The organism is Sphingomonas sp. PP-CE-3G-477 (assembly GCF_003050745.1).
GTDB lineage: Bacteria > Pseudomonadota > Alphaproteobacteria > Sphingomonadales > Sphingomonadaceae > Sphingomonas.
This window is the reverse complement of record NZ_QAOF01000008.1, coordinates 46190-67595: the sequence shown is the minus strand read 5'-3', so window position 1 is coordinate 67595 and position 21406 is coordinate 46190. Positions and strand designations below refer to the sequence as shown.

Genomic DNA, 21406 nt, shown 5'->3' with positions numbered 1-21406 from the left:
ATGATCGGTTGAACCGCTTTTCGCGCTTTTAGCACGGCCGTTTTCGTGGTCTGAAGTGGGCGGTAGCGGGCAATGATCCGCGTGACCGGGGAGCGGCGGATGCGGACGATATTCTGGGCGGGCATACCAGCGCTCGCATGTGTAGCCGCTCCGCTTGCGGCGCAGATCGTTCCGCCGCCATCCTCCGGCCACGATATCGTCGTGCAGGGGCAGCGGGCGCGACCAAGCAACTGGCGTGAGGCGGAAACCCAGCACGTCATCGTGTTGAGTGATGGTCCCGAACGGGAAGTCACGCAGATCGCGCACAATCTGGAACGGCTGTATTTCCTGTTGTCCGTCCTGTTGAACCGTACCGATCGGACCGACGATACGACGAAGCTCCGGGTAACGCTGATCGGAGACGCAGCCGAATTCCAGGCGATGGACCTGCGTAACATGCGCTGGCAGCAGGGGCCCTTCAACGAGGCGTTCGACATCCGGCGTTATTATGATCCCCGTCAGGACGGCGCCGTGCTGGCAACCACCCGAATTGATCAACGGGTAGTGCTCCAGCAAGGCGTATCGGTCGCCAACGCCTTGCAAGGGCTGCAATTGCCTACGCCTGGCGGTCCCGCCGGCGGGGCGGGGCAGATCGGTCAGTCCGGACTGTTCGGTTTGCAGAGCAGTGCTGATCTTATCCGACCGATCAACGAGGAATCCGTGCCGCTGACCGCGGAGGGCATGATCTACGCTGGCTTTGCACAGCATTACCTGACGACGTTCTTTCCCGCTGCCTATCCCCGCTGGTATCTGGATGGCTTCGGCCAGTTGTTCTCGACGTTGGTCGTTCGTGGCGAAACAACGATGGAATATGGTCGCGCGCCCGCGGGAACGACCGCCGTTCTCCACCGGTTCGGCAACTTTGCTCTGACCGACGTCTTCAACGATGCGTATCTCACACGGCCTGCGAACAAGACACGCTGGACACCGGTGCATGCATGGATGCTGACGCACTTCCTGTTCTTCTCGCCGACCCGCAACGGACAATTCCGCCAGTATCTGAAGGCGGTTGCGAGTGGAACGCCGTCGGCGGAGGCGGCTGCGGTGTTCGGCGACCCCGATGCGCTCGCCAAGGAGTTACGCAGCTACTTCTACGCAAAAAAGCCGTTCGAACGGATGACCTATCCGGCGGAGCGGGCGGGTATGCCGATCGTGCACCGGCTGTCGCTTGGTGAGGCGGCGTTCGTGAAGGGGCGGCTTGAGCTCGGTTCGCGCGTCGAGGCGACCACCGGTCCCGCCCTCAAGCAGCTAGATGCCTGGTTGCGGCGACTGCGCACGGATGCTGCGAAATTCTCGACCGACGAAGGCGCGCAAGTTCTGCTGGCAGAGGCCGAATGCCGCAGCGGCAATGGGGCGGAATGCCATGCCGCAGCGGATCGCGCCTTGGTCATTTCGCCCGGCAGCAGCGTGGGTCTGATGTGGAGTGGCGTTGCAATGACGCAGCAGGCGAAGGGCCTGGGTGGCAGCGAACGCACCGCGATGCTTCGGCAGGCGCGGAGCACGATCGCGCGAGCCAATCGTGCCGATACCGAAGCGTCGGCACCTCTTCTCGCTTATTATCGTAGTTTCGCCGATGCGGGAGAAAAGGCGCCGGCAATCGCCGTCGACGGCCTCACCAAGGCGCTGATCGCCGTGCCGAACGCGTCAGCGACCCGGCTCGCGCTTGGGACCGAGCTAGCGTCGCGCGGGATCGTCCCGCTCGCGCGAAGCACGCTGATGCCGGTCGCGCGCGGAGGGTATGACTCGCCCGAACGCGCCAGCGCCATCGCGGTTCTGGACACTTTGCCGCGACCTTAACCACCATCGGTGCCCTTGCCCTTGCCGTTGCCGCGTACGACGAGTGGCGGTGTAAACGCGCGCATGAGCGAACAAGCGTGCTCAGGAATGTCGCTCGATCTGAGGACTGCGCCAGGCCCGCATTCCGACGCATTCCGGTCCGCTGCATCGGCGGCTAGGTCGCCGATGCCAGGATGCAGTACACGAGCACCGGCACGCCGATCAGCAGGATGATGAACAGAAGGTTGAGTTCCATCAATCGACCCAACCAGTTTGGCGGGCTTTCCCTCAAATCTTCCACGTCGGATTTGGAATAGTCCTGAACGACCTCCATCCGGAAGTCATTGGAAAAGAAATGCTTCGGCCGCATTCTCAGAAAAGGTCGCGACGGATCACTCGGATCCTGATGATCCTTACCTGAAGATCCGTGCTCGTCACCTGAAGATCCGTGCTCGTCCGAATTTTGAATGTCGTCTGCCACTGTACGGTTTCCACTTACTCGAGATCATGGGCGCTTCGAGAGCGTCCCAAAGGTCAGATCGAATAAAGCCCGAACTCCAGCGGCGTCTGGCCGCGAGCTCGGGCTAACCGCGTGCGGCGAGTTGACCGGCGTGGTCGCGGAAACGTTTATGTGTCGCAGGAGCGTACATGAGAGTTACATCGTGGACCCGCGGTGTAATGTCAACGACCGTCGATCTGTTCAAAACCGAGTCTTGGGCTAGTGCAGCGAAAGACGATTTTTGATCGTGTAGATCGTTCCCCTCTGGCGCTCGTCTTGGAAAGGCACGTGATGGCGGACCGCGTCGGGTCAGCTGGTTGGACAGGTCTAGCCCGTTTGCCTCCACGCATCCTGACCGATCCGATCTTTTCATCGTCTGTCGATTGCTGTGAAACGAGGCGCCTTCTGTCTCCGCATCATCGCCAAGGTCTTTCCCGAAGATGACAAAAACGTTAGATTGATAGTGACTCGCAAAAGCGACTCTTCTAGAGGGCTCCGGTCAACGGGGGTTCAGTATGAGTTTGTCGAGTATATTGCTGGCGAGTGCGGCACTGGTCGGGGCACCTTTGCCGGCATCGGCGGAAGAGCCGAAGACCGCGGAAGCCTCCAGCGGATCGGACGACGCGCAGAAGTCCGACGAGATCATGGTCATCGGCAAGAGCTATGGTCGCGCGGTCGGCAAGACCGTGACGCCGCTGAAGGACACCCCGAACACCATCACCGTGATCGACCGCGAGCAGATCGAGGCGCAGAATTTGTTCACGCTGGAGGACGCGCTGACCGCGACCAACGGCATCACCGTCAACGGCGTCGGCAGCGAGGACCCGTCGTTCTTCTCGCGCGGGTTCGCGATCACCAATTACCTGATCGACGGCGTCCCGAGCTTTGCGTTCAACTTCCCGTCCGCCGTGCCGGACCTGTTCTTCTACGACCGGCTGGAGGTGCTGCGTGGCCCGGCAGGCCTGTTCAGCGGATCGGGCAATCCCGCCGGCAGCATCAACATGGTGCGCAAGCGGCCGCTCGACGCGTTCAAGACGCAGGCGAGCGCCGGTGCCGGCAGCTATGACAATCTACGGTTCGAACTCGACGTCTCGACGCCGGTCGGATCGAAGGCGGGCTTGCGCGTCGGTGCGATGGCGCAGGACCAGGACCAGTTCTTCGCCACGGCGCATCGCAACCGCATCGGCGGGTTCGCGGTCGGTTCGCTTGAGATCGGCGAGCGCACCACGCTGACGGTCGGCGGCTATTACGACCGCTTCCGTCCGGCGGTGCAGTCGGGACTGCCCGGCATCATCGGCGGCGCGGACGGCAGCGACGGCAAGTTGCTGGACGTGAAGCGATCGACCTATCTCGGCGCCGACTGGAACCGGTTCAACGCCGAGACCTGGACCGGGTTCGCCGAACTGGCGCACAAGATCAGCGACCGCTGGACGTTGCGCGCGACCGGGCTGTTCACCGACGTCGATCGCGTCGACATCTACAGCTATATCGGCAACCAGCCGGTCACCGCGACCAACGGCTCGACCAGCCACATCGCCTATCGCGGCGACAGCAAGCAGCAGACGCGCTCGTTCGACTTCAACGGCATCGGCAGCTTCCCGCTGTTCGGACGCGACCAGACGCTGATCCTCGGCACCGATTACCAGGCGAGTTCAGGCACGTCCTATTTCACCCGGCTGTCCAATTATGCGCGGATCGACGTGTATAATCCGGTGTCGCCGTTCGAGCCGCCGCTGAACCCGTATGGCGCGTCGCCCTATTATCCGGTGCAGGGGACGGGGGCGACCTGTCCCAATTCCAGCACCGCGATCACGCCCGCGCCCGCCAATTGCGCGCTGCAGGTCTATGGCGGTTCCTCGACCGACGTCGAGCAATACGGCCTCTACGGGCAGATGCGGCTGAGCCCGCTTGCCGGCCTGACGCTGATCGGTGGCGGCCGCGTGACGTGGTGGGATACCACGACGACCACGCTCCTGACGCCGACCGGCGTTCTGCCGCCGTCGACGCGCTACGGGATCGACAACCGCTTCACGCCCTATGCCGGGATCGTCTGGGACGTGACGTCGCAGCTCAACCTCTATGCGAGCTACGCCGACAGCTTCACGCCGCAGGCGGCACCGGTCGGCCGGGCACGCCCCGACGGGCAGCAGATCGAGCCGCTGGTCGGTGCGCAATATGAGGCGGGGACGAAGCTCTCGCTGATGAACGATCGCCTGCTGCTGTCGGCGGCGGCGTATCAGATCACGCAGACCAATCGCCTGTTCAACGATCCCGACATCCAGACCGTCGTGCTGCAGACCGGCAAGGTCCGCTCGCGCGGTATCGAGGCCGAGGCGACCGGCGAGATCCTGCCCGGCTGGCGGATCAATGGCGGCTACACCTACACCAAGACCAAGTATCTGGAGGACCAGACCACCGCGTTCGAGGGGCTGCCACTGGTGCCGATCGTGCCGAAGCATATGATCAAGGCGTTCACCAACTACGCGCCGGTCGACGGGCCGCTGGCGGGCGCGAGCCTCGGCGGCAGCGTGACGTGGTTCAGCTCGACCTTCGGCGGCACTGCGGCGGTATTCAACGCCGACGGCACGCTGCGCACCCGGTCCACCATCGTCCGCCAGCCGAGCTATGCGGTGCTCGACCTGCGCGCAGGCTACAAGTTCAACGAGCGGGTGGGTGTCTCGGTCAACGTCGCGAACGTACTCGACAAGAGCTATTACGCGCGCATCGCCGCCACCGGTCGCGGCAATTACTATGGCAGCCCGCGTACCGCGTTCGCGACGCTTCGGTACACATTCGAATGACGGCGGGCGACGCGCATGCCCGAGCGCGCTGGGCGCGACGTGGCGACATCGCGCTGCGCGTCGTCGCCGCGGTGCCACTCGGCTATGCGACCGCGAGCCTCTGGGCGATGGCGATCGCGCGGCTGCTGCCCGGTGACCGTGCCGAGGCGAGCGTCACCGCGTCGCTGATCGCGCTCGCCTTGTGCGCGCTCGCGGCGATGTGGGCATTCGCCGCGCGTAGCGGCTGGCGGGCGATCTGGACGCTGGCCATCGCCGCCGGGATCGCCGCGGCGATCGCATGGGTCTCGATCGACGTGACGGGGCGGTTATGAGCAAGGGCTTTCGACAGTCGCAGGCGTTCCTGCATACGTGGTCCGGGCTGCTGCTCGGCTGGATCCTGTTCCTCGTGTTCGTCGCAGGCACGATCGCGTTCTGGCGCGAGGGTCTCAACCGCTGGATGCGGCCGGAGATCGCGCGCGTCGAACAGCCGATGCGCGTGCTGGCCGGGTCGCAGGCATTCCTCACCGGCAAGGCGCCCGACGCCAAGAGCTGGATCATCCCGGTGGCGACAGAACGATCGCCTGGCGCGCAGGTCTTCTGGGTACCGCAACCCAAGCCCGGCGAAGAGCGCGGCAGGCGGGGCCGGCGAGGGCGCGGCGACACGCAGGCGCTGATCGGCGCCGACGGACAGGTCGCGCAGGCGCGCGAGACGCGGGGTGGGGAGTTCTTCTACCGCTTCCACTTCGATCTCCATTACATGCCGGTGATCTGGGCGCGGTGGCTGGTCGGGTTCGCGACGATGATGATGCTGGTCGCGATCGTCAGCGGGATCGTCACGCACAAGAAGATCTTCAAGGATTTCTTCACGTTGCGCCGTGCCAAGGGGCAGCGATCCTGGCTCGACGGGCATAACGCGACTGCGGTGCTGGCGCTGCCGTTCCACCTGATGATCACCTATACCGGGCTGGTCACGTTGATGACGCTGTTGATGCCGTGGGCGGTCGTCGCCAATTATACCGATCAGAATACCGTGTTCGCCGCGCTGTTCCCGACCGCCAATGTGGTCGAGCGGACCGGCCGTCCCGCGCCGTTGATCGACCTGCGACGGATCGCCACCGACGCCGAACGCCGGCTCGGTGCGCCAGCCAGTTTCATCGAGGTCAGCGATCCCGGTGACGTCGCCGCACGGATCACGATCAGCCAGAGCGCCAATTCGATGCTGTCGTCGCGGACACCGCGGCTGACCTATGACGGCGTGACGGGGCGCCTCGTCTGGCGTTCGCCGCCACCCGGCGCCGCCGCCGAGACCGCGGGCGCGATGGTCGGGCTCCATGCCGGACGGTTCGCAGACACCGGCGGCCGCTGGCTGTATTTCCTGTGCGGGATCGCCGGCACGCTGATGGTCGCCAGCGGTCTCGTGCTGTGGACGGTCAAGCGTCGCGAGCGCCTGCCCGACCCGACCCGGCCGCATTTCGGGTTCCGCCTCGTCGAGCGGCTCAACGTCGCGGTGATCGGCGGCTTCCCGCTCGCGATCGCGTGCTTCTTCTGGGCCAACCGCCTGCTGCCGGTAACACTCGGCGCGCGCGCGGACTGGGAGATGCACGTGATGTTCATCGCTTGGGCAATCGCTGCCGTGACGGCGTTCGTCGTCAGGCCGGCGCGCGGGTGGCCGGCGCTGTTCGCGTCGACCGGCGTGCTGCTCGTCGCGTTGCCGGTGTACGACGTCGTCGCGACCGATCGCGGGCTGTTCGCATCGCTGGCGATCGGCGACCTGATGATCGCGGGCATCGACGCGACGATCGCGGTGTTCGGGATCGCGTTCCTCCTGCTCGCCCGCCGCGTCGCGCGCTATCGCCCGACTGCGAAACGTGCTCGCAAGGTCAAGGCCGCTACCACCGCCAAGGTTCTGGAGCCCGCCGAATGAGCGTCCTGTCGCTTATGTTAGCCACCGCCGCGTTCGTCCTGCTCGGTCTCGCCACCGATGCGCATCATCGCCGCCGGTTCGGCGCGTGTCCGGACGCGCGCCGACGCCGAAAGCTGCGGACCGGCGGCTGGCTGGCGCTCGTCGCGAGCACCGTGCCCGCGATCCTGGCCCGAGGCTGGATCTTCGGGCCGATACTCTATGTGGGCGCGATCATGGCCGGCGCCGGGATCGCCTTCCTCACGCTCAATTTCATCCCCGCCCGGACCGACCCGCGGCCCTCGCGACCCTCCGTCAAAGGACCATAGCCTATGCGTACCCTGTTCGCGGCGCTCATCCTCTGCCTTCCTGCAACCGCGCAGGCTCACGAGATCTGGATCGAACGCGACGGCACCGGCCCCGCGCGCGTCTATCTGGGCGAGCCGGGCGAACCGATGCCGCCCGGCGGCGATCCCGAGTTCGCCAAGCTGAAGGCGCCGCGGATACTCGCGCAGCCAGGCGCGGTCCTGACGCGGCGTACCGGGTTCCTCGAGACGAACCTGCCGGCCGGTGACGTCCGCGCGTGGGACGATACGGTGTTCGCACCCTGGGGGCCGGACGGGAAGAAGGAGGGCGTGGTCTATTACGCGCGCGCCGGTCGTGCCGAAGCGCAGGCCAAGCTGCCGTTCGAACTCGCGCCGGTCACCGCGAACGGGTCGCGCTTCGTGCTGACGCGCGACGGCAAGCCGGTGCCCGGCGCCATGGTCTCGCTATACGCGCCCGATCGTTCCAAGACCGACCTGACGACCGATGACGCCGGCACCATAGAGACGGGCAAGACGGGCAAGACTGGCGAGACGGGCAAGTCGGGCGTCGCCAAGCCGGGACGCTATCTCCTGGTCGCCAGCAAGAAGGAGGACGGCCCGATTTCGCTGCCCGGCGGCGTCGCGCAGGCCGTGTACCGGATCACGACGACGACGTACGTCGTACGGTAGGGCTCCGGGTGCCGGATCGATTGGCGATTGACGGCCGATCCGGCGTCACCGAAGCCGCGATCGGAATGCGGCAAGCTGGTTTTGCCGATCGAGCGTGAACGGAGTCGAGGCGTGGCCGTCAGATCATCGAAGGGAACACCGGCGAAGCCGTGGGACGGCGCGGTCGTCCGCACATGGCTGGAAAGCCGGGTGGTCGCCGCGCGGGGCGATCAGGTCGTGGCGGAGCGCGGTGGCCGAGAGCTTCAGGACGATTGCGACAAGGCAAGCGCCGAGGAGATGGTCTGCGCGATGATGAAGGCTGGGAAGACCGCCGATCTCCAAGCGTCGTTCTCGGACACGCTGCTGCTGTTCCTCGACCGCGACGAATATATCTGGCGCGGCGTGTATAACGACACGCGGTTCGACCGGCACGTGCGGTCCTATGCCAAGAAGCTGCTCAAGATGGCCAAGACCAACGAAGGCTTCGAAAACACCACGCATTACCAGTGATAATGCGCATCCGGAGACGGCGCGCTACGTTGCGGTGAACCGAAGCGCGACCTAAATGTCAGGGACTTAGCGCCAATCCATGGGAAGCCGGCCTTGACTGACATCACCGACCGCGTTTCCCCTGTCGTACCGAAGATGACGGCCGATGCCGAGCGGATCGCGGCGGAACTGATCGGCCAGGACGTCGGAACCGATCCGTTCGTCGCCGCGGTGCGGGCTACGCGCATGCCGATGATCATCACCAATCCGCGGCTGCCCGACAATCCGGTCGTGTTCGTGAACAACGCGTTCTGTCGACTGAGCGGGTATGAGCGCGACGAGATACTCGGGCGTAACTGCCGCTTCCTGCAGGGGCCGGAAACCGACGAAGCGACCATCCAGCGTATCCGCGACGCGGTGAAGCGGGTCGAGCCGCTGGAGATCGACATCCAGAACCACCGCAAGGACGGTGAACTGTTCTGGAACCGGCTGCTGCTGGCGCCGGTCTACGACACCGAGGGCGTGCTGGCCTATTTCTTTGCCAGCCAGGTCGACGTGACGATCGAGCGGGAGCGGCTGCACGGCCTGGAGGTCAGCAACGCCTCGCTGATGGCCGAACTCACCGACCGGCTGCGGATGCAGGAGGAGCATGAGCGCGAACTGGCCTTCACGCTGAAGGCGGCACGGTTCGGCACATGGAGCCTGGAAATCCCCACCAACCGGCTGACCGCATCGGAGACTTGCAAGGAGATCTTCGGACGCCCCGTGCACGAACCTTTCACCTATGAAGACCGGCTGGAAGCGATCCACCCGGACGACCGGCAGAAAAGCGTCGCCGAGGTGGAACGCTGCATCGCGGAGGGGACCGATTACGGCGTCGTCTACCGCATCATCCGACCGGACGGCGAGATGCGATGGATCGGCTCGCGCGGGCAGCCCTTCTACAATGCGCAACACGAGGCACTGCGCATCGCCGGCGTCTCGACCGACATCACCGACCAGCGGCGTGGCGACATGATGCGCGCTGCGCTCGTAGAGCTGTCCGACGTGTTCCGTGATACCGACGAGCCCGACGATATCTCGTTCGCGGCGGCGCGGATCATCGGCAATACGCTGAGCGTCAGCCGTGCGGGCTATGGCCAGGTCGATACGCAGGCCGAAACCATCACGATCGCGCGCGACTGGAATGCGCCCGGCATCACGTCGCTCGCGGGCGTGCTCAACTTCCGCGATTACGGATCGTACATCGAAGACCTCGCCCAGGGCCGCGACGTGGTGTTCGACGATGCGCGGATCGACCCCCGTACGATGGCGAACGCCGCCGCGCTCGAGGCGATCAGCGCCCGCGCGGTCATCAACATGCCGTTGACCGAGAACGGTGATCTCGTTGCCTTGCTTTACATCAATCACGAAGCGCAGCGTCACTGGCGCGAGGATGAGCTCGCGTTCATTCGCGACGTTGCCGAGCGCACGCGGATCGCGACCGAACGGCGCCGCGCGGAACAGGAGCTTGCCGCACTTGCCGCATCGCTCGAACAGCAGGTGACGGCGCGGACCAGCGAGCTACAGAACGCCGAAGACGCGCTGCGCCAGTCGCAGAAGATGGAGGCGGTGGGCCAGCTCACCGGCGGCGTCGCGCATGATTTCAACAATCTGCTGACCGTCATCCGGTCGGCGACCGATCTGCTCAAGCGCCCGGATCTCAGCGACGATCGGCGCGCGCGCTATATCGAGGCGATTTCGGACACCGCCGATCGCGCGGCGAAACTGACCGGCCAGTTGCTCGCCTTCGCACGCCGGCAGGCGCTCAAGCCCGAGATCATCGACGTCGGCCAGAGCCTGCGCGTGATCTCGGACATGCTGGGCACGCTGACCGGATCGCGCATCGTGATCGGCATCGACGTGCCGGACGACGCGTGTTTCACCAACGTCGATCCGAGCCAGCTCGATACCGCGCTGGTGAACATGGCGGTCAACGCGCGCGATGCGATGGCCGGGGCGGGGCGGATCGACGTCGCCGTGCGGCACGCCGCGTTCATTCCGGCGGTCCGTTCGCATCCGATAGTACGTGGGCGGTTCGTCGCGATATCGATGACCGACACGGGATCGGGCATCGAACCCGACAAGCTCGAACGCATCTTCGAACCGTTCTTCACCACCAAGGGCGTGGGGCAGGGGACCGGGCTCGGGCTCAGCCAGGTGTTCGGGTTCGCCAAGCAATCCGAGGGCGACATCACGGTCGAAAGCCAAGTCGGCGTCGGCACCACCTTCACGCTGTATCTCCCCGCAGTCGATCAGGGGGAGTCCACCGAAGCGGACGACGCTGTGGAAGATCTCGCCGACGGCCACGGCACCTGCGTCCTCGTCGTCGAGGACAATCGCGAAGTGGGCACGTTCACCACCCAGTCGCTTGCCGAACTCGGCTATGTGACGGTTTGGGCCGCCGATGCTCAGGAGGCGCTGGTCGAACTCGAGCGGGATGCATCGCGGTTCGACATCGTGTTTTCGGACGTCGTCATGCCGGGGATGAACGGCATCGAACTCGCCGAAGCGATCCGCGAGCGGTATCCCCGCCTGCCGGTGGTCCTGACATCGGGGTACAGCAACGTGCTCGCGCAGAACGGGACGCACGGCTTCGACCTGCTGCACAAGCCGTATTCGGTCGAGCAATTGTCGCGCGTGCTGCGCAAGGCGACGGGCTGAGGCTGAGGCTGAGCGGGGCGGGCAGGCGGGGCGGCGCGTCATGCTTCATGGCTTGCTTACCAATCCGCGCTACTGAGTATCCCATGCTCCAGGACGCCGCGCTTTCCGATATGGCCGAGGCCGACCCCGAGGCTGATCCACGTCCACGGTCGGCGGTCAGCCACGGTGCAGGTCTTTCCGGGTTGGCGGGCTTGCTGGCGTGGCTCGGGATCGCGCGCTGGTACGGGATGGACGGGCCGTATTCCGCGCTCATCAACGTGGTCGCGTGCGGACTGCCGATGGTGGCCTGGTCGCTGCTGGTCGACAAGGTCCACCGGAGCCCGAGCACCGGGATCGACTGGTCGACGGGCAAGCCGTGGCGCGAGACGCTCGACACCAGCCTGACCAAGCTCGCCGGCTTGTGGGCGACCTGGGCGGGGATCGCGGTCATTTACGGCGCCGGGCGGTTCTACTGGCAGGGCAATTTCGCGTTTGCGATGTGGTGCTTCACCAACGCAGCGCCGATCCTGTTCGTCGCCTCGATCCCCTATGTGCTGTGGATCGACCGGTATCTCGTCGCGCCGCGCGACGGCGCCTGGCATCTCGGCGCGTGGCTGACCGGGCAGGCGGGGGTCGACCGCGAGGCGATCTATGGCCATCTGCGCGCATGGGGGGTGAAGACGTTCTTCCTCGCCTTCATGCTGGCGATCGTGCCGCCGGGATTCGGCGATTTCGTCCGTGGCGATTTGCGCGCGGTGCTGCACGATCCGGTGTCGCTGTCGAACTGGCTGGTGACGCTGATGTTCCTGATCGACGTGGCGTTCGCGACGATCGGCTATCTGCTGACCTTCCGCCCGCTCGATTCGCACATCCGCAGCGCCAATCCCTACGCGGCGGCGTGGATGCCTGCGCTGATGTGCTATCCCCCGTTCATCCTGATGAACACCGGCGGTCCGCTCGATTACCATCCGGGCACGTCGGACTGGGCGTATTGGTTCCAGTGGCATCCGGTGCTGCTGGCGCTGATCGGGACGGTGCTGGTGGCGCTGACCGCGATCTATGCGTGGGCGACGATGGCGTTCGGCTTCCGCTTCTCGAACCTGACCAACCGCGGCATCCTGACGCACGGGCCCTACGCGGTGTCGCGGCATCCGGCGTATCTGTCGAAGAACCTGTTCTGGTGGATCTCGACGATCCCGATCCTGACGGTCGGCGGCATGGTCGATGCGGCGCGCGCGACGCTGTTGTTGGCGGCGGTCAGCGGCGTGTATTACTGGCGCGCGAAGACCGAGGAGCGCCATCTGAAGCTCGACCCCGACTACCGCGCCTATTTCGACTGGATGACGCGCAACGGCGTAGTGCCGCGGCTGTTCGCGCGACTGCGCGGCTGATCCCCTCCCGCAAGCGGAAGGGGCGTAGTCAGAAGCTGGCCTCGTCGTAGACCTTCGAAACGTCGCCGTTCCAGACGCCGTTATACCGCTCGAGCAACACTTCCGCCGGCACCTTGCCGCTTCGCACGATCTCGCGCAGCGGATCGAGGAAGCCCGTCTCGTTGTCGCCTGCGCGATTGAAGCGCGCCCGCGCCGACAGACCGGCCCCGGCGATATCGAGTACTTGCCCGGCGATGTCGCGCAGCTTCCTCCCGCCCGCGATAGGCGCGTTCAGCCCCAGCTTCGGCACCGCATCGCGGAGCGACTGGCGCTCGTCGATCGTCCAGTCCTTGACCAGGTCCCACGCCGCATCGAGCGCACCCTGATCGTACAGCAACCCGACCCACAGCGCCGGCAGCGCGCAGATCCGGTTCCACGGTCCGCCATCGGCACCGCGCATCTCGAGGAAGGTTTTCAACCGTACCTCGGGGAACGCGGTCGACAGATGATCGGTCCAGTCGTCGAGCGTCGGCTTCTCGCCCGGCAGCACCGACAATTCGCCCTTCAGGAAATCGCGGAACGACAGCCCGGCGGCGTCGATATACTTGCCCTCGCGGTAGACGAAGTACATCGGCACATCGAGCGCGTACTCGGCGTAGCGCTCGTAGCCGAAGCCATCCTCGAACACGAACGGCAGCATGCCGGTGCGGTGCGGATCGGTGTCGGACCAGATATGGCTGCGATACGACAGCATGCCGTTGGGCTTGCCCTCGGTGAAAGGCGAATTCGCGAACAGCGCGGTCGCGAGCGGCTGGAGCGCCAACCCGACGCGGAATTTCTTCACCATGTCCGCCTCGGACGCGTAATCCAGGTTCACCTGGATCGTGCAGGTCCGCAGCATCATGTCGAGCCCCATGCTGCCCACGCGTGGCATGTGGCGCAGCATGATCGCATAGCGCCCCTTGGGCATCGTCGGCAGTTCCGCACGCGTCTTGTCCGGCCACATGCCGAGCCCGAGGAAGCCGATGCCGAGCTTCTCGCCCGCCGCCTTCACCTGCTCCAGATGGCGCCCGGTCTCGGCGCAGGTCTCGTGCAGCGAGTCGAGCGGCGCGCCCGACAGCTCGAACTGGCCCGCAGGCTCCAGGCTGATGCTGCCGTCGGGCCCCGACATGGCGATGGCGTTGCCGCCTTCCATGACCGGCTTCCAGCCATATTGCTCCAGCTCGCCGAGCAACGCGCGGATGCCGCTCGGCTCGTCATAGGACGGCGCGTGGTGATCGCCGTTCGCATAGACGAACTTCTCGTGCTCGGTGCCGATCCGCCATGCGTCCTTCGGCTTTTCGCCGCCCGCGAAGCTGGCGATCAACTGGTCGCGCGACTCGATCGTCGGGCTGGTCTTTTTCGGAGCGGGAATCGTCGTCATCGCCGCGCCTTACGCGTCGATGAACGAGGGTGCTAGAGGGGATTCGGACCAATCGGTACCGATGTCATACACCCGCCCGATCGGCGCCCCAATCGCCAGCCGCAGCCATCCACAAGGCAACCGCCGCCCCCGCCGCGGTTTCGGCTCGCAGGATGCGCGGCCCCAGCCCGATGCCGACCGCATTCGGATGCGCACGGATCGCCTCCCGCTCGTCCGCATCGAAACCGCCCTCGGGCCCAATCAGGATCGCCGCCGGGCCGGGTCGCCCCCGCATCGCCTCCAGCGCAGGCACGCCGCCGGTCTCGTCCGCAAAGAACAGCGCGCGGTCCTCGGGCCAGTCGCGGAGCAACGCGGCGAGCTTCACCGGCTCGGCTACCTCGGGCAGCGCGGTGCGCCCGCATTGCTCGGCCGCCTCGATCATCTGCGTGCGGAGGCGCTCGGTATTGGGCTTGTCGACGATCGTCCGCCGCGTGACCACCGGCACCAGCCGCGCGACGCCCAGCTCGCACGCCTTCTCCGCCATCCAGTCGACCCGGCCCTTCTTGAGCGGCGCGGCGCACAGCCAAAGATCGGGCACGTCCTCGCGCGGCCGCAGCATTTCGGTCACGTCGAGCACCAGGTCGCGCTTGCCGACGCTCGCCGCGACGCCGAGCCATTCCCCGGTCCGATCGTCGAACAGCTTCACCGGATCGCCGATCTTCATCCGCATCACCCCGACGAGATAATGCGCCGCCGGCCCATCGACGTGGAGCGGACCAACCGAGAGCGGCGTATCGACGAAGAGGCGCGGCGTGGATTGCGGCGGCCAGGCGGGGGTTGCAGGCATGCACGGCCTCTAGCAAATCCTCCCGCAGACGGGGAGGGGCGGCGGCACCCGGATGCTAAGCCGTCTCGTCGTCGGCCAGAGCGGCGGCGAGCCATGTCGGGATCACCGCATCGCCGAGAGCTTCGACGCGGCGATGCTCGATCATCAGGCCAAGCTCCGGGTAGGTCGTACGCGTACGGTTGCTCGGCTCGGTGAAGGGGGCCACGACCAGGCGGCGGTTGACCTTCGACCGGTGATGCATCCGCGCGGTGTTTTCCTGGCCGACGTAACACCCCTTGGTGAAACTGACGCCGTTCAGTTCGCGAGCGTTGCATTCGAGCCAGAGCGTTTCGCCGGCGCCGAGATCCGCGATGCCTTCAGGCACCCCGAGTGACAGGCGGTGCGCGTGCCACCCGGCCGCGGGCGCTGCTTCCAGGGCGATCCAGCGATGGCCGAGGTCGGCAAGGCGAGGGTCTGGCACACCTTGGGAGCCGCCGAGCGACCAATGAACCTTCAGTGCATCGGGCTGGAACGTGATCGCGCGGCGCAGGCGGTAGAGCGATAGGCGTTTCGTCAGCGCTTCGGCCTGCGTAGCCTCGACGTCGATCAGCACGTCGTCGCCGTCCGCCCACAGGATGAAGTCGAACAGCGCCTTGCCCTGCGGCGACAGCAATGCCGCCCAGGCCGGAGTGGCGGGGGGCAGCAATGCGGTGTCGGCGGTGACCAGCCCTTGCAGGAAGCCCCGCACGTCTTCGCCCGCGACGCGGATCACGCTGCGATCGGCGAGCATCGTTCCAGGAGTGTCCATGATCACCACCTAGTGCGCCTGGCGCGATTTCCAAGCAGGCGACGTCTGGCATCCGGCGGCCCGCGCCGATAGTAAGGCCGCATGACCGAGCGCCTCACGATCCGCCGCCCCGATGACTGGCACGTCCACCTCCGCGATGGCGCAATGCTGGAGGCGGTGGCGAGCCATACCGCGCGGCAGTTCGCACGCGCGATCATCATGCCGAACCTGACCCCGCCCGTGACCTCGATCGAGGCGGCGAAGGCCTATCGCGAGCGGATCATGGCGGCCCTGGGCGAGGGGGCGAACTTCACGCCGTTGATGACGTGTTACCTCACCGACGGCACCGATCCGGCGGAGATCGAGCGCGGCCATGCCGAGGGCGTCTTCACCGCGTGCAAGCTGTACCCCGCGCATGCGACGACCAATTCGGCGCACGGCGTCACCGATATCCGCGCGCTGACCGGCGTGCTGGAGACGTTGCAGCGGATCGGGATGCCGCTGCTGATCCACGGCGAAGTGACCGACAAGTCGATCGATATCTTCGACCGCGAGTCGGTGTTCGTCGAGCGCGTGCTGACGCCGCTGGTGCGCGACTATCCCGGCCTGAAGATCGTGTTGGAGCATATCACGACCGCCGAAGCCGCGGCGTTCGTGACCGAGGCGGATCATCCGATCGCCGCGACGATCACGCCGCAGCACCTGCTGATCAACCGCAACGCGCTGTTCGACGGGGGGCTTCGTCCGCACGCCTATTGCCTGCCGGTGCTGAAGCGTGAGACGCACCGACTGGCCGTGCGCCGCGCAGCTGTGTCGGGGTCGCCGCAGTTCTTTCTCGGGACCGACAGCGCGCCGCATGTGGTGGGCGCCAAGGAATCCGGCTGCGGATGCGCGGGCATTTTTAACGCACCATTCGCGCTGGAAGCGTATCTGCGCGTATTCGACGAGGAAGGTGCGCTCGACAAGTTCGAGGGGTTCGCCTCCGAGCACGGCGCGCGCTTCTACGGGTTGCCGCTGAACGAAGGCACCGTGACGCTGGTGCGCGGCGATGCCGAGGTCCCCGCGTCGGTCGGCGCGGGGGATACAGCAGTGGTGCCGTTTCTCGCGGGGACCAATGTCGGGTGGCGGTTCGAGGGGTAGGGGCGTTCCCGAATATTCGTCAGGCTGACGAAGCCTTCAGCCGGTCGAGCCACAACCGCGCTTCCTTCTGCTCGCCGACCGCGCTGGCGCTGACCGGGCCGCGCGCGGCGAAGAAGTCGCGGTGGAGTGCGAAGGGTTCCAGCATCAGGCGGTCGCGCATCGAATCGATGTCGCCGCCCATCTCGGCGAGCGCGTCGATCGTCGGGGCGATCGCGGCGCGGATGCGGCGGTCCGCGGTGCGGTCGAACAGGCCCAGCGAACCGGACGCGGTCTTTTCGAGCGCCGCTATCAGCGTTTCGCGATATTCGGTTTCCAGGTCCTCGCGCTGGGCGTCGAGGCGGGCGAGACGGTCGGGTTTTGCCATTTTTCAGGCGTAGCGTGTGGGGTGGGGGCGTCAACTTGTGGGCGTGGCTTTGGCTTTGCGCCACGAGGGACTTCGGTGTCTGGGCGCGCGCCGTGGGCGAAGCCCACGTCGTCGGACAGGCTGAAGCCCGCCGGCCGGGCTTGCGCGAGTCAGGCGGGCGTAGCCCGCTGCCGCGCTGCGCTTAGAACGGCAGCCACCTCGATTTGTGCGTGATGTTCATATACCCGACGTTCACCCCTGCGCGCCAGCCGACGCCGAGACGGATCGGGATCAGGACGACGTTGCCGCGGCGGAGATAGGTCGCGGCGAAACCGCCGACGAGGTACAGCCGGCCTTCTACGGCCGGGAAGCGCTTGTAGAGCTCTTCGGTGTCGTAGAGGTTGTAGACCAGCACGAAGACCTTGTTCGCGTCGCCGCCGACGTCGAAGCCGACCGATGGCCCCGTCCAATAGACCGGCTGCTGGCCCTCGACCTTGTGGCTCATGATTCCCGAGCCGTAGCGGACGCCGAGGATGAACGCCCCGGACGCCTCGCGGCCGGCGATATAGGCGTTGGGCTGACCCTGGTCCTTCAGGATGTTCTCGAGGATGCCGCCAAGCCCTGCTGCACCCTTGCCGAACACCCCTTCGCCCGCGGCGAGCAGGTCGTCGCGTTCATAGGTGTCGGCGGCCTGCATCGTCGCCTCGGCCCGCGTTTCGGGACGCTGGGCGTTCGTCGCGGGCGGTGGCGCCGGTGTCGGCGTCGGTTCGGCCGGAACGTCCTGATCGGCGGGCCGCGACGGCTGCGTCGTTGTTTGCGGAACTGACTGGCCGGCGCGATATTGCGAAGGCTGCGCGGAAAGGTCGCCGTCGATCGCCTGGTTGGGATCGATCGTGCGGACCTGTGCCGCCGCGATACCCGGCGCACCGCCGCACAAGGTGGCTGCAAGGACGCCAAGGCCAAGCCAGAAGCTACGCATGATCAACTATTCCCCAGAACGCGAATGCGCCCGCTGCGGCTAGGTAACCAAGATGCGCCTTGCCGCGCAATGAACGAACCACCGGCCCGTGTCGATTTCGCGTCGGAATAGCGCATTACAGCCGTTGCCCCGCCGCCCGACCCTCGCTATAGCCCCGCATCTGCTGCAGCCGGAGACGTGGGTGAGTGGCTGAAACCAGCGGTTTGCTAAACCGCCGTACCGGGTTTACTGGTACCGAGGGTTCGAATCCCTCCGTCTCCGCCATCGGCAAGTCCACAGGGGTCCGCACAGGGCCACCGATATCGACTTTTCCTCCCAAATTACCGACGCTTAGCTGACCAGTTCGGCCACGGTCGTTCGTACCCGTCCACGCCCATCCGGCGCTTCGGAGGTACTGAAACGTGGTACGCGCGGCCAAAAAACGTGGTATTTTGGGAGACCGAAAATGCTTACAGACGCGAAGGTTCGCGCCGCCAAGCCGCGCGAAAAATCCTACAAACTCACGGACGCCAATCGCCTCCATTTGCTGGTCACTTCTAGCGGCGGAAAGCTCTGGCGCTGGAACTACGATTACGACGGCAAGCAGCGGACGATGGCGTTTGGCGCCTACCCGTTGCTGTCGCTGGCGGACGCACGGGCGAAACGCGACGAAGCCTATACGACGCTGTGCGAGGGCCATGACCCGAACGTCCTGAAGCGGCTCAAGGTCGAGGCGAACATCGAAGCCGGCCGCCAGACCTTCGAGCGCACCGCGCGTGCCTGGCACGAGAATTCGCGGTCGCAATGGGCCAAGGTCCATGCCGCCGACATCATCCGCAGCCTTGAGCGGGACGTTTTCCCATCGATCGGTGATTTGCCGATAGCCCAGCAGACTCCGCCGCTCGTGCTCGGCGTCTTGCGCGAGATCGAGGCCCGGGGTTCGATCGAGACCGCCGAGCGGGTCCGGCAGCGGATCTCGGCGGTGTTCGTCTATGCCATCGCAGAAGGCATCGCGCAGACCGATCCGGCCGAGAAGCTCGGCGCGGTGCTGAAGCCGCTGCGCAAGGGACGTCAGCCCGCGATCGTCGATCTCGTACCGCTGCGAAAGATGATCATCACCGCCGAGGACTATGCACGGCCGATCACCCGGCTCGCATTGCGCTTTCTGGCGCTAACCGCGGTGCGTCCGAGCGAATTGCGCGGTGCGGTCTGGGATGAGTTCGAGGATCTCAACGGGGCTGAGCCTTTGTGGCGTATCCCCACGTCCCGGATGAAGGGCGATCTCGAGCGCAAGGCGGAGTTGGGTGGCGATCATCTGGTGCCGCTTACGCGCCAGGCGATCGCGGTATTGCGCTCGCTCTGGCCGCTCACCGGCGGCGGCAGCCTGCTATTCCCGATAAGCAGTCGAGACTTAAGTGGTTGACCGGCCGGCATATTCAAGCGCCTCATCGTCGAGGGGGGATACGCGGTTCTAGGTACTATCGGCATCAGGCTATTACATATTTGTCAAATCGATGCTCGATGAACCACATGAGACTTGCATATTGCTTCTCTGCACTGGCAGGTTAAGCTGTACGAGCGCTGCGCAAGCGGCGCCGAGGCTTGAGAACCTCGCTTGGGATGAAATGACCCGCCATCGACGCGGCCGGGTGGCCGTTGCGTATGTCCAAGCCGCTTGCGGCCAAAGGCATCGGCGCATGTCTCAAGCATGTTCTCTACACCCGGCTCGTCGTCGGCGTCGCCTCGCGGATGGAGGCGAGGCGCGGTGCAGACATGGTCGAACCAGCAGGAAGGCAGTCCTGCTCGCCGGGCGGGGGCGAGGCGTTGAGGGGGAGCCTGCCTCCGCAGCGCGCCGTACTCGAAGGCGACCCGCTCCCGCCGGACGATCGGGTCATTCCCGCCGGCCCGTCGCCGATCGAGCTACTCTATCGCGAGCAACGCCCGAGCCTGCTGCGCTTCTTCCGCCGCCGTACGTCTCATGACGATGCGGGCGATCTCGTCCAACGGGTGTTCGCTCGCTTCGCCGGGCTCAGCCCGGAGGCACGGGCGGATATCGTCAACCCCGCCGGGTATCTGCAACGATCCGCTGCCAATCTCGCACTCGACGATGCCAAGACCGAGCTCCGACGCGCCTCTGCCCACCACGTACCCGTCGACGAGATCGACCTCTGCGCACCCGACCAGATCGCAGCTCTCGAAACGCGCGACATGCTCCGCCGTCTCGAACGCGCACTGCAGCGCCTGAAGCCGCGGACCCGAGAGATATTCCTCGCGCATCGCATCGATGGCTATTCTTATGTAGAGATCGCTCGGCGGACAGGATTGAGCGTGAAAGGCGTCGAAAAGCACATGACCCAGGCAATCGCGTTCGTCGATCGCGTCCTTGCCGCCCGATGAGTGACGGGCGCGGCGAAGCCGCGGGTGACCGCGCGCCGGCCGATGCCGAAGGCTGGTTCGCAAGGATGCGCGGACCTGACGCCTCGCAATGGGCAGACGACCTCGACGCGTGGCGAGCCTCGGATCCCGAAAACGACGCGGCCTATGCGCGGCTGCAGCTACGCTGGGATCAGAGCGCGTTCCTGACCAACACGGCGCTCGGGCGAGGACGCGACCTTCGTCGTGCCGCTATATGGTCCGGTCGCCCGGCGGTCCGCTATGCGGTGATCGCCGTTTCGCTCCTGCTCGTCGCCGCAATTGGCGTGCTAACGATGGGGCAGCTCGGGAGTCCGGGAACACCGGCGGCAATCCACGAATATGCGAGCAACGACCGGGCGGTTCGCACCGTGACGCTCGCCGACGGTGCGCGTGTCACGCTGGATGCCGGCGCGGCCATCGCGGTCACCGACGCCGAAACCGGGCTTCGGGTTCGATTGATCAAGGGGCGCGTCCGTTTCCACGTAGCACGCGGCGGCGCGGGCCTTGTCGTCGCAGCGCCGAACGGTACGCTTGTCGCCGGTGAGGGGCAATTCGATGTCGCGCAGGACGATCGATTTGTCCGTGTGGTCGCGTGGCGGGAGGACGTGGTGCTCTCAGGGCCAGATGGCGGGACAACCCGGATCGCGTCAGGGCAACAAGCTGTCTTCGACCCGACGTACGGCGTTTCGTCACTCGGACGGGCGGAGCCGGGCGAACTGGGCTGGACTCGCGGCATGCTGTCGTTCGACCGCGTGCGCCTTGCCGCCGCGATCGCCGCGATCAACCGCTACAATAGCCGCCAGATCGAATTCCCGGACCGCGAAATAGGGGAGTTCAGGATCACCGGCGCATTCCGGGTTTCCGATCCAGACGGTTTCGCCCGAGCCGTCGCCGACATGTTCTCCCTGCCGCTCATCAAGCGGCCGAGTGGCACGATCGTGCTGACCGCCGCGAAAAAAGCGTAGGGTAGGGCGCGACACCGTCGTCGTCCTCTTTGAACGGCACCGCACACTGCGGGCCGAGAAA

Annotated in this window: 19 protein-coding genes and 1 tRNA gene; 14 read left to right on the top strand and 6 right to left on the bottom strand. The window is 65.8% G+C overall.

Features of this window, described 5'->3' with window-relative positions; all coding sequences use genetic code 11:
• The first annotated feature begins 99 nt into the window (after positions 1 to 99).
• On the top strand, positions 100 to 1836 hold the full coding sequence (locus C8J45_RS14870; RefSeq protein ID WP_146168631.1) for a hypothetical protein: 1737 nt from the start codon (positions 100 to 102) through the stop codon (positions 1834 to 1836).
• Between the two features lie 154 nt (positions 1837 to 1990).
• Here C8J45_RS14870 and C8J45_RS18955 read toward each other — a convergent pair whose 3' ends face one another.
• On the bottom strand, positions 1991 to 2296 hold the full coding sequence (locus tag C8J45_RS18955) for a hypothetical protein (protein WP_146168630.1): 306 nt from the start codon (positions 2294 to 2296) through the stop codon (positions 1991 to 1993).
• Between the two features lie 533 nt (positions 2297 to 2829).
• On the opposite strand from C8J45_RS18955, the gene C8J45_RS14860 reads away from it, so the two are divergent.
• From C8J45_RS14860 to C8J45_RS14825, 8 genes are all read left to right on the top strand, one after another.
• Positions 2830 to 5115 (top strand): TonB-dependent siderophore receptor, encoded by a 2286-nt coding sequence (locus C8J45_RS14860; RefSeq protein ID WP_258191477.1) that lies wholly within the window; start codon positions 2830 to 2832, stop codon positions 5113 to 5115.
• Entirely contained in the window at positions 5112 to 5426 is a 315-nt protein-coding gene (locus C8J45_RS14855) for a hypothetical protein (RefSeq protein WP_107963920.1), read from the top strand. Before C8J45_RS14860 ends, C8J45_RS14855 begins: the two co-directional genes overlap by 4 nt.
• Positions 5423 to 7018 (top strand): PepSY domain-containing protein, encoded by a 1596-nt coding sequence (locus C8J45_RS14850; protein WP_107963919.1) that lies wholly within the window; start codon positions 5423 to 5425, stop codon positions 7016 to 7018. Before C8J45_RS14855 ends, C8J45_RS14850 begins: the two co-directional genes overlap by 4 nt.
• Positions 7015 to 7323, top strand: a complete 309-nt coding sequence (locus tag C8J45_RS14845) for a DUF3325 domain-containing protein (protein WP_107963918.1) — start codon at positions 7015 to 7017, stop codon at positions 7321 to 7323. Before C8J45_RS14850 ends, C8J45_RS14845 begins: the two co-directional genes overlap by 4 nt.
• Before the next feature lie 3 nt (positions 7324 to 7326).
• On the top strand, positions 7327 to 7989 hold the full coding sequence (locus tag C8J45_RS14840; RefSeq protein WP_107963917.1) for a nickel uptake transporter family protein: 663 nt from the start codon (positions 7327 to 7329) through the stop codon (positions 7987 to 7989).
• 111 nt (positions 7990 to 8100) lie between these two features.
• A complete protein-coding gene (locus tag C8J45_RS14835) occupies positions 8101 to 8478 on the top strand; it encodes a hypothetical protein (RefSeq protein ID WP_107964021.1) in 378 nt (125 codons plus the stop codon).
• A 93-nt stretch (positions 8479 to 8571) separates the two neighbouring features.
• A complete protein-coding gene (locus C8J45_RS14830) occupies positions 8572 to 11160 on the top strand; it encodes a PAS domain-containing protein (RefSeq protein ID WP_258191476.1) in 2589 nt (862 codons plus the stop codon).
• A gap of 83 nt (positions 11161 to 11243) precedes the next feature.
• Positions 11244 to 12530, top strand: coding sequence for an isoprenylcysteine carboxylmethyltransferase family protein (locus C8J45_RS14825; RefSeq protein WP_107963915.1), 1287 nt, complete (start codon positions 11244 to 11246; stop codon positions 12528 to 12530).
• 28 nt (positions 12531 to 12558) lie between these two features.
• On the opposite strand, the gene C8J45_RS14820 is transcribed toward C8J45_RS14825, so the two are convergent.
• The 3 genes from C8J45_RS14820 to C8J45_RS14810 all read right to left on the bottom strand — a co-directional run bounded on the left by C8J45_RS14820 (position 12559) and on the right by C8J45_RS14810 (position 15545).
• A complete protein-coding gene (locus tag C8J45_RS14820) occupies positions 12559 to 13932 on the bottom strand; it encodes a glutamate--cysteine ligase (protein WP_107963914.1) in 1374 nt (457 codons plus the stop codon).
• Positions 13933 to 13996: 64 nt separating this feature from the next.
• Positions 13997 to 14758: a 16S rRNA (uracil(1498)-N(3))-methyltransferase gene (locus C8J45_RS14815; protein WP_107963913.1), complete on the bottom strand. Its 762-nt coding sequence runs from the start codon at positions 14756 to 14758 to the stop codon at positions 13997 to 13999.
• 55 nt (positions 14759 to 14813) lie between these two features.
• On the bottom strand, positions 14814 to 15545 hold the full coding sequence (locus C8J45_RS14810) for a folate-binding protein YgfZ (protein ID WP_258191475.1): 732 nt from the start codon (positions 15543 to 15545) through the stop codon (positions 14814 to 14816).
• Positions 15546 to 15626: 81 nt separating this feature from the next.
• Here C8J45_RS14810 and pyrC point away from each other — a divergent pair, with 81 nt between their 5' ends.
• Entirely contained in the window at positions 15627 to 16664 is a 1038-nt protein-coding gene (gene pyrC / locus C8J45_RS14805; RefSeq protein WP_107963912.1) for a dihydroorotase, read from the top strand.
• Between the two features lie 19 nt (positions 16665 to 16683).
• On the opposite strand, the gene C8J45_RS14800 is transcribed toward pyrC, so the two are convergent.
• Together C8J45_RS14800 and C8J45_RS14795 are read right to left on the bottom strand one after the other, a co-directional pair.
• Complete coding sequence (locus tag C8J45_RS14800) at positions 16684 to 17028, bottom strand: hypothetical protein (protein ID WP_107963911.1); 345 nt, start codon at positions 17026 to 17028, stop codon at positions 16684 to 16686.
• A gap of 181 nt (positions 17029 to 17209) precedes the next feature.
• Complete coding sequence (locus C8J45_RS14795; RefSeq protein ID WP_107963910.1) at positions 17210 to 17986, bottom strand: DUF1134 domain-containing protein; 777 nt, start codon at positions 17984 to 17986, stop codon at positions 17210 to 17212.
• Positions 17987 to 18157: 171 nt separating this feature from the next.
• On the opposite strand from C8J45_RS14795, the gene C8J45_RS14790 reads away from it, so the two are divergent.
• The 4 genes from C8J45_RS14790 (at position 18158) to C8J45_RS14775 (ending at position 21345) form a co-directional block, all read left to right on the top strand.
• Positions 18158 to 18250, top strand: a tRNA-Ser gene (locus C8J45_RS14790).
• 181 nt (positions 18251 to 18431) lie between these two features.
• Positions 18432 to 19388, top strand: coding sequence for an integrase arm-type DNA-binding domain-containing protein (locus C8J45_RS14785; RefSeq protein ID WP_107963909.1), 957 nt, complete (start codon positions 18432 to 18434; stop codon positions 19386 to 19388).
• Between the two features lie 239 nt (positions 19389 to 19627).
• Entirely contained in the window at positions 19628 to 20362 is a 735-nt protein-coding gene (locus tag C8J45_RS14780; protein ID WP_258191474.1) for an RNA polymerase sigma factor, read from the top strand.
• Entirely contained in the window at positions 20359 to 21345 is a 987-nt protein-coding gene (locus tag C8J45_RS14775; RefSeq protein ID WP_107963908.1) for a FecR domain-containing protein, read from the top strand. Before C8J45_RS14780 ends, C8J45_RS14775 begins: the two co-directional genes overlap by 4 nt.
• Positions 21346 to 21406: the final 61 nt, after the last annotated feature.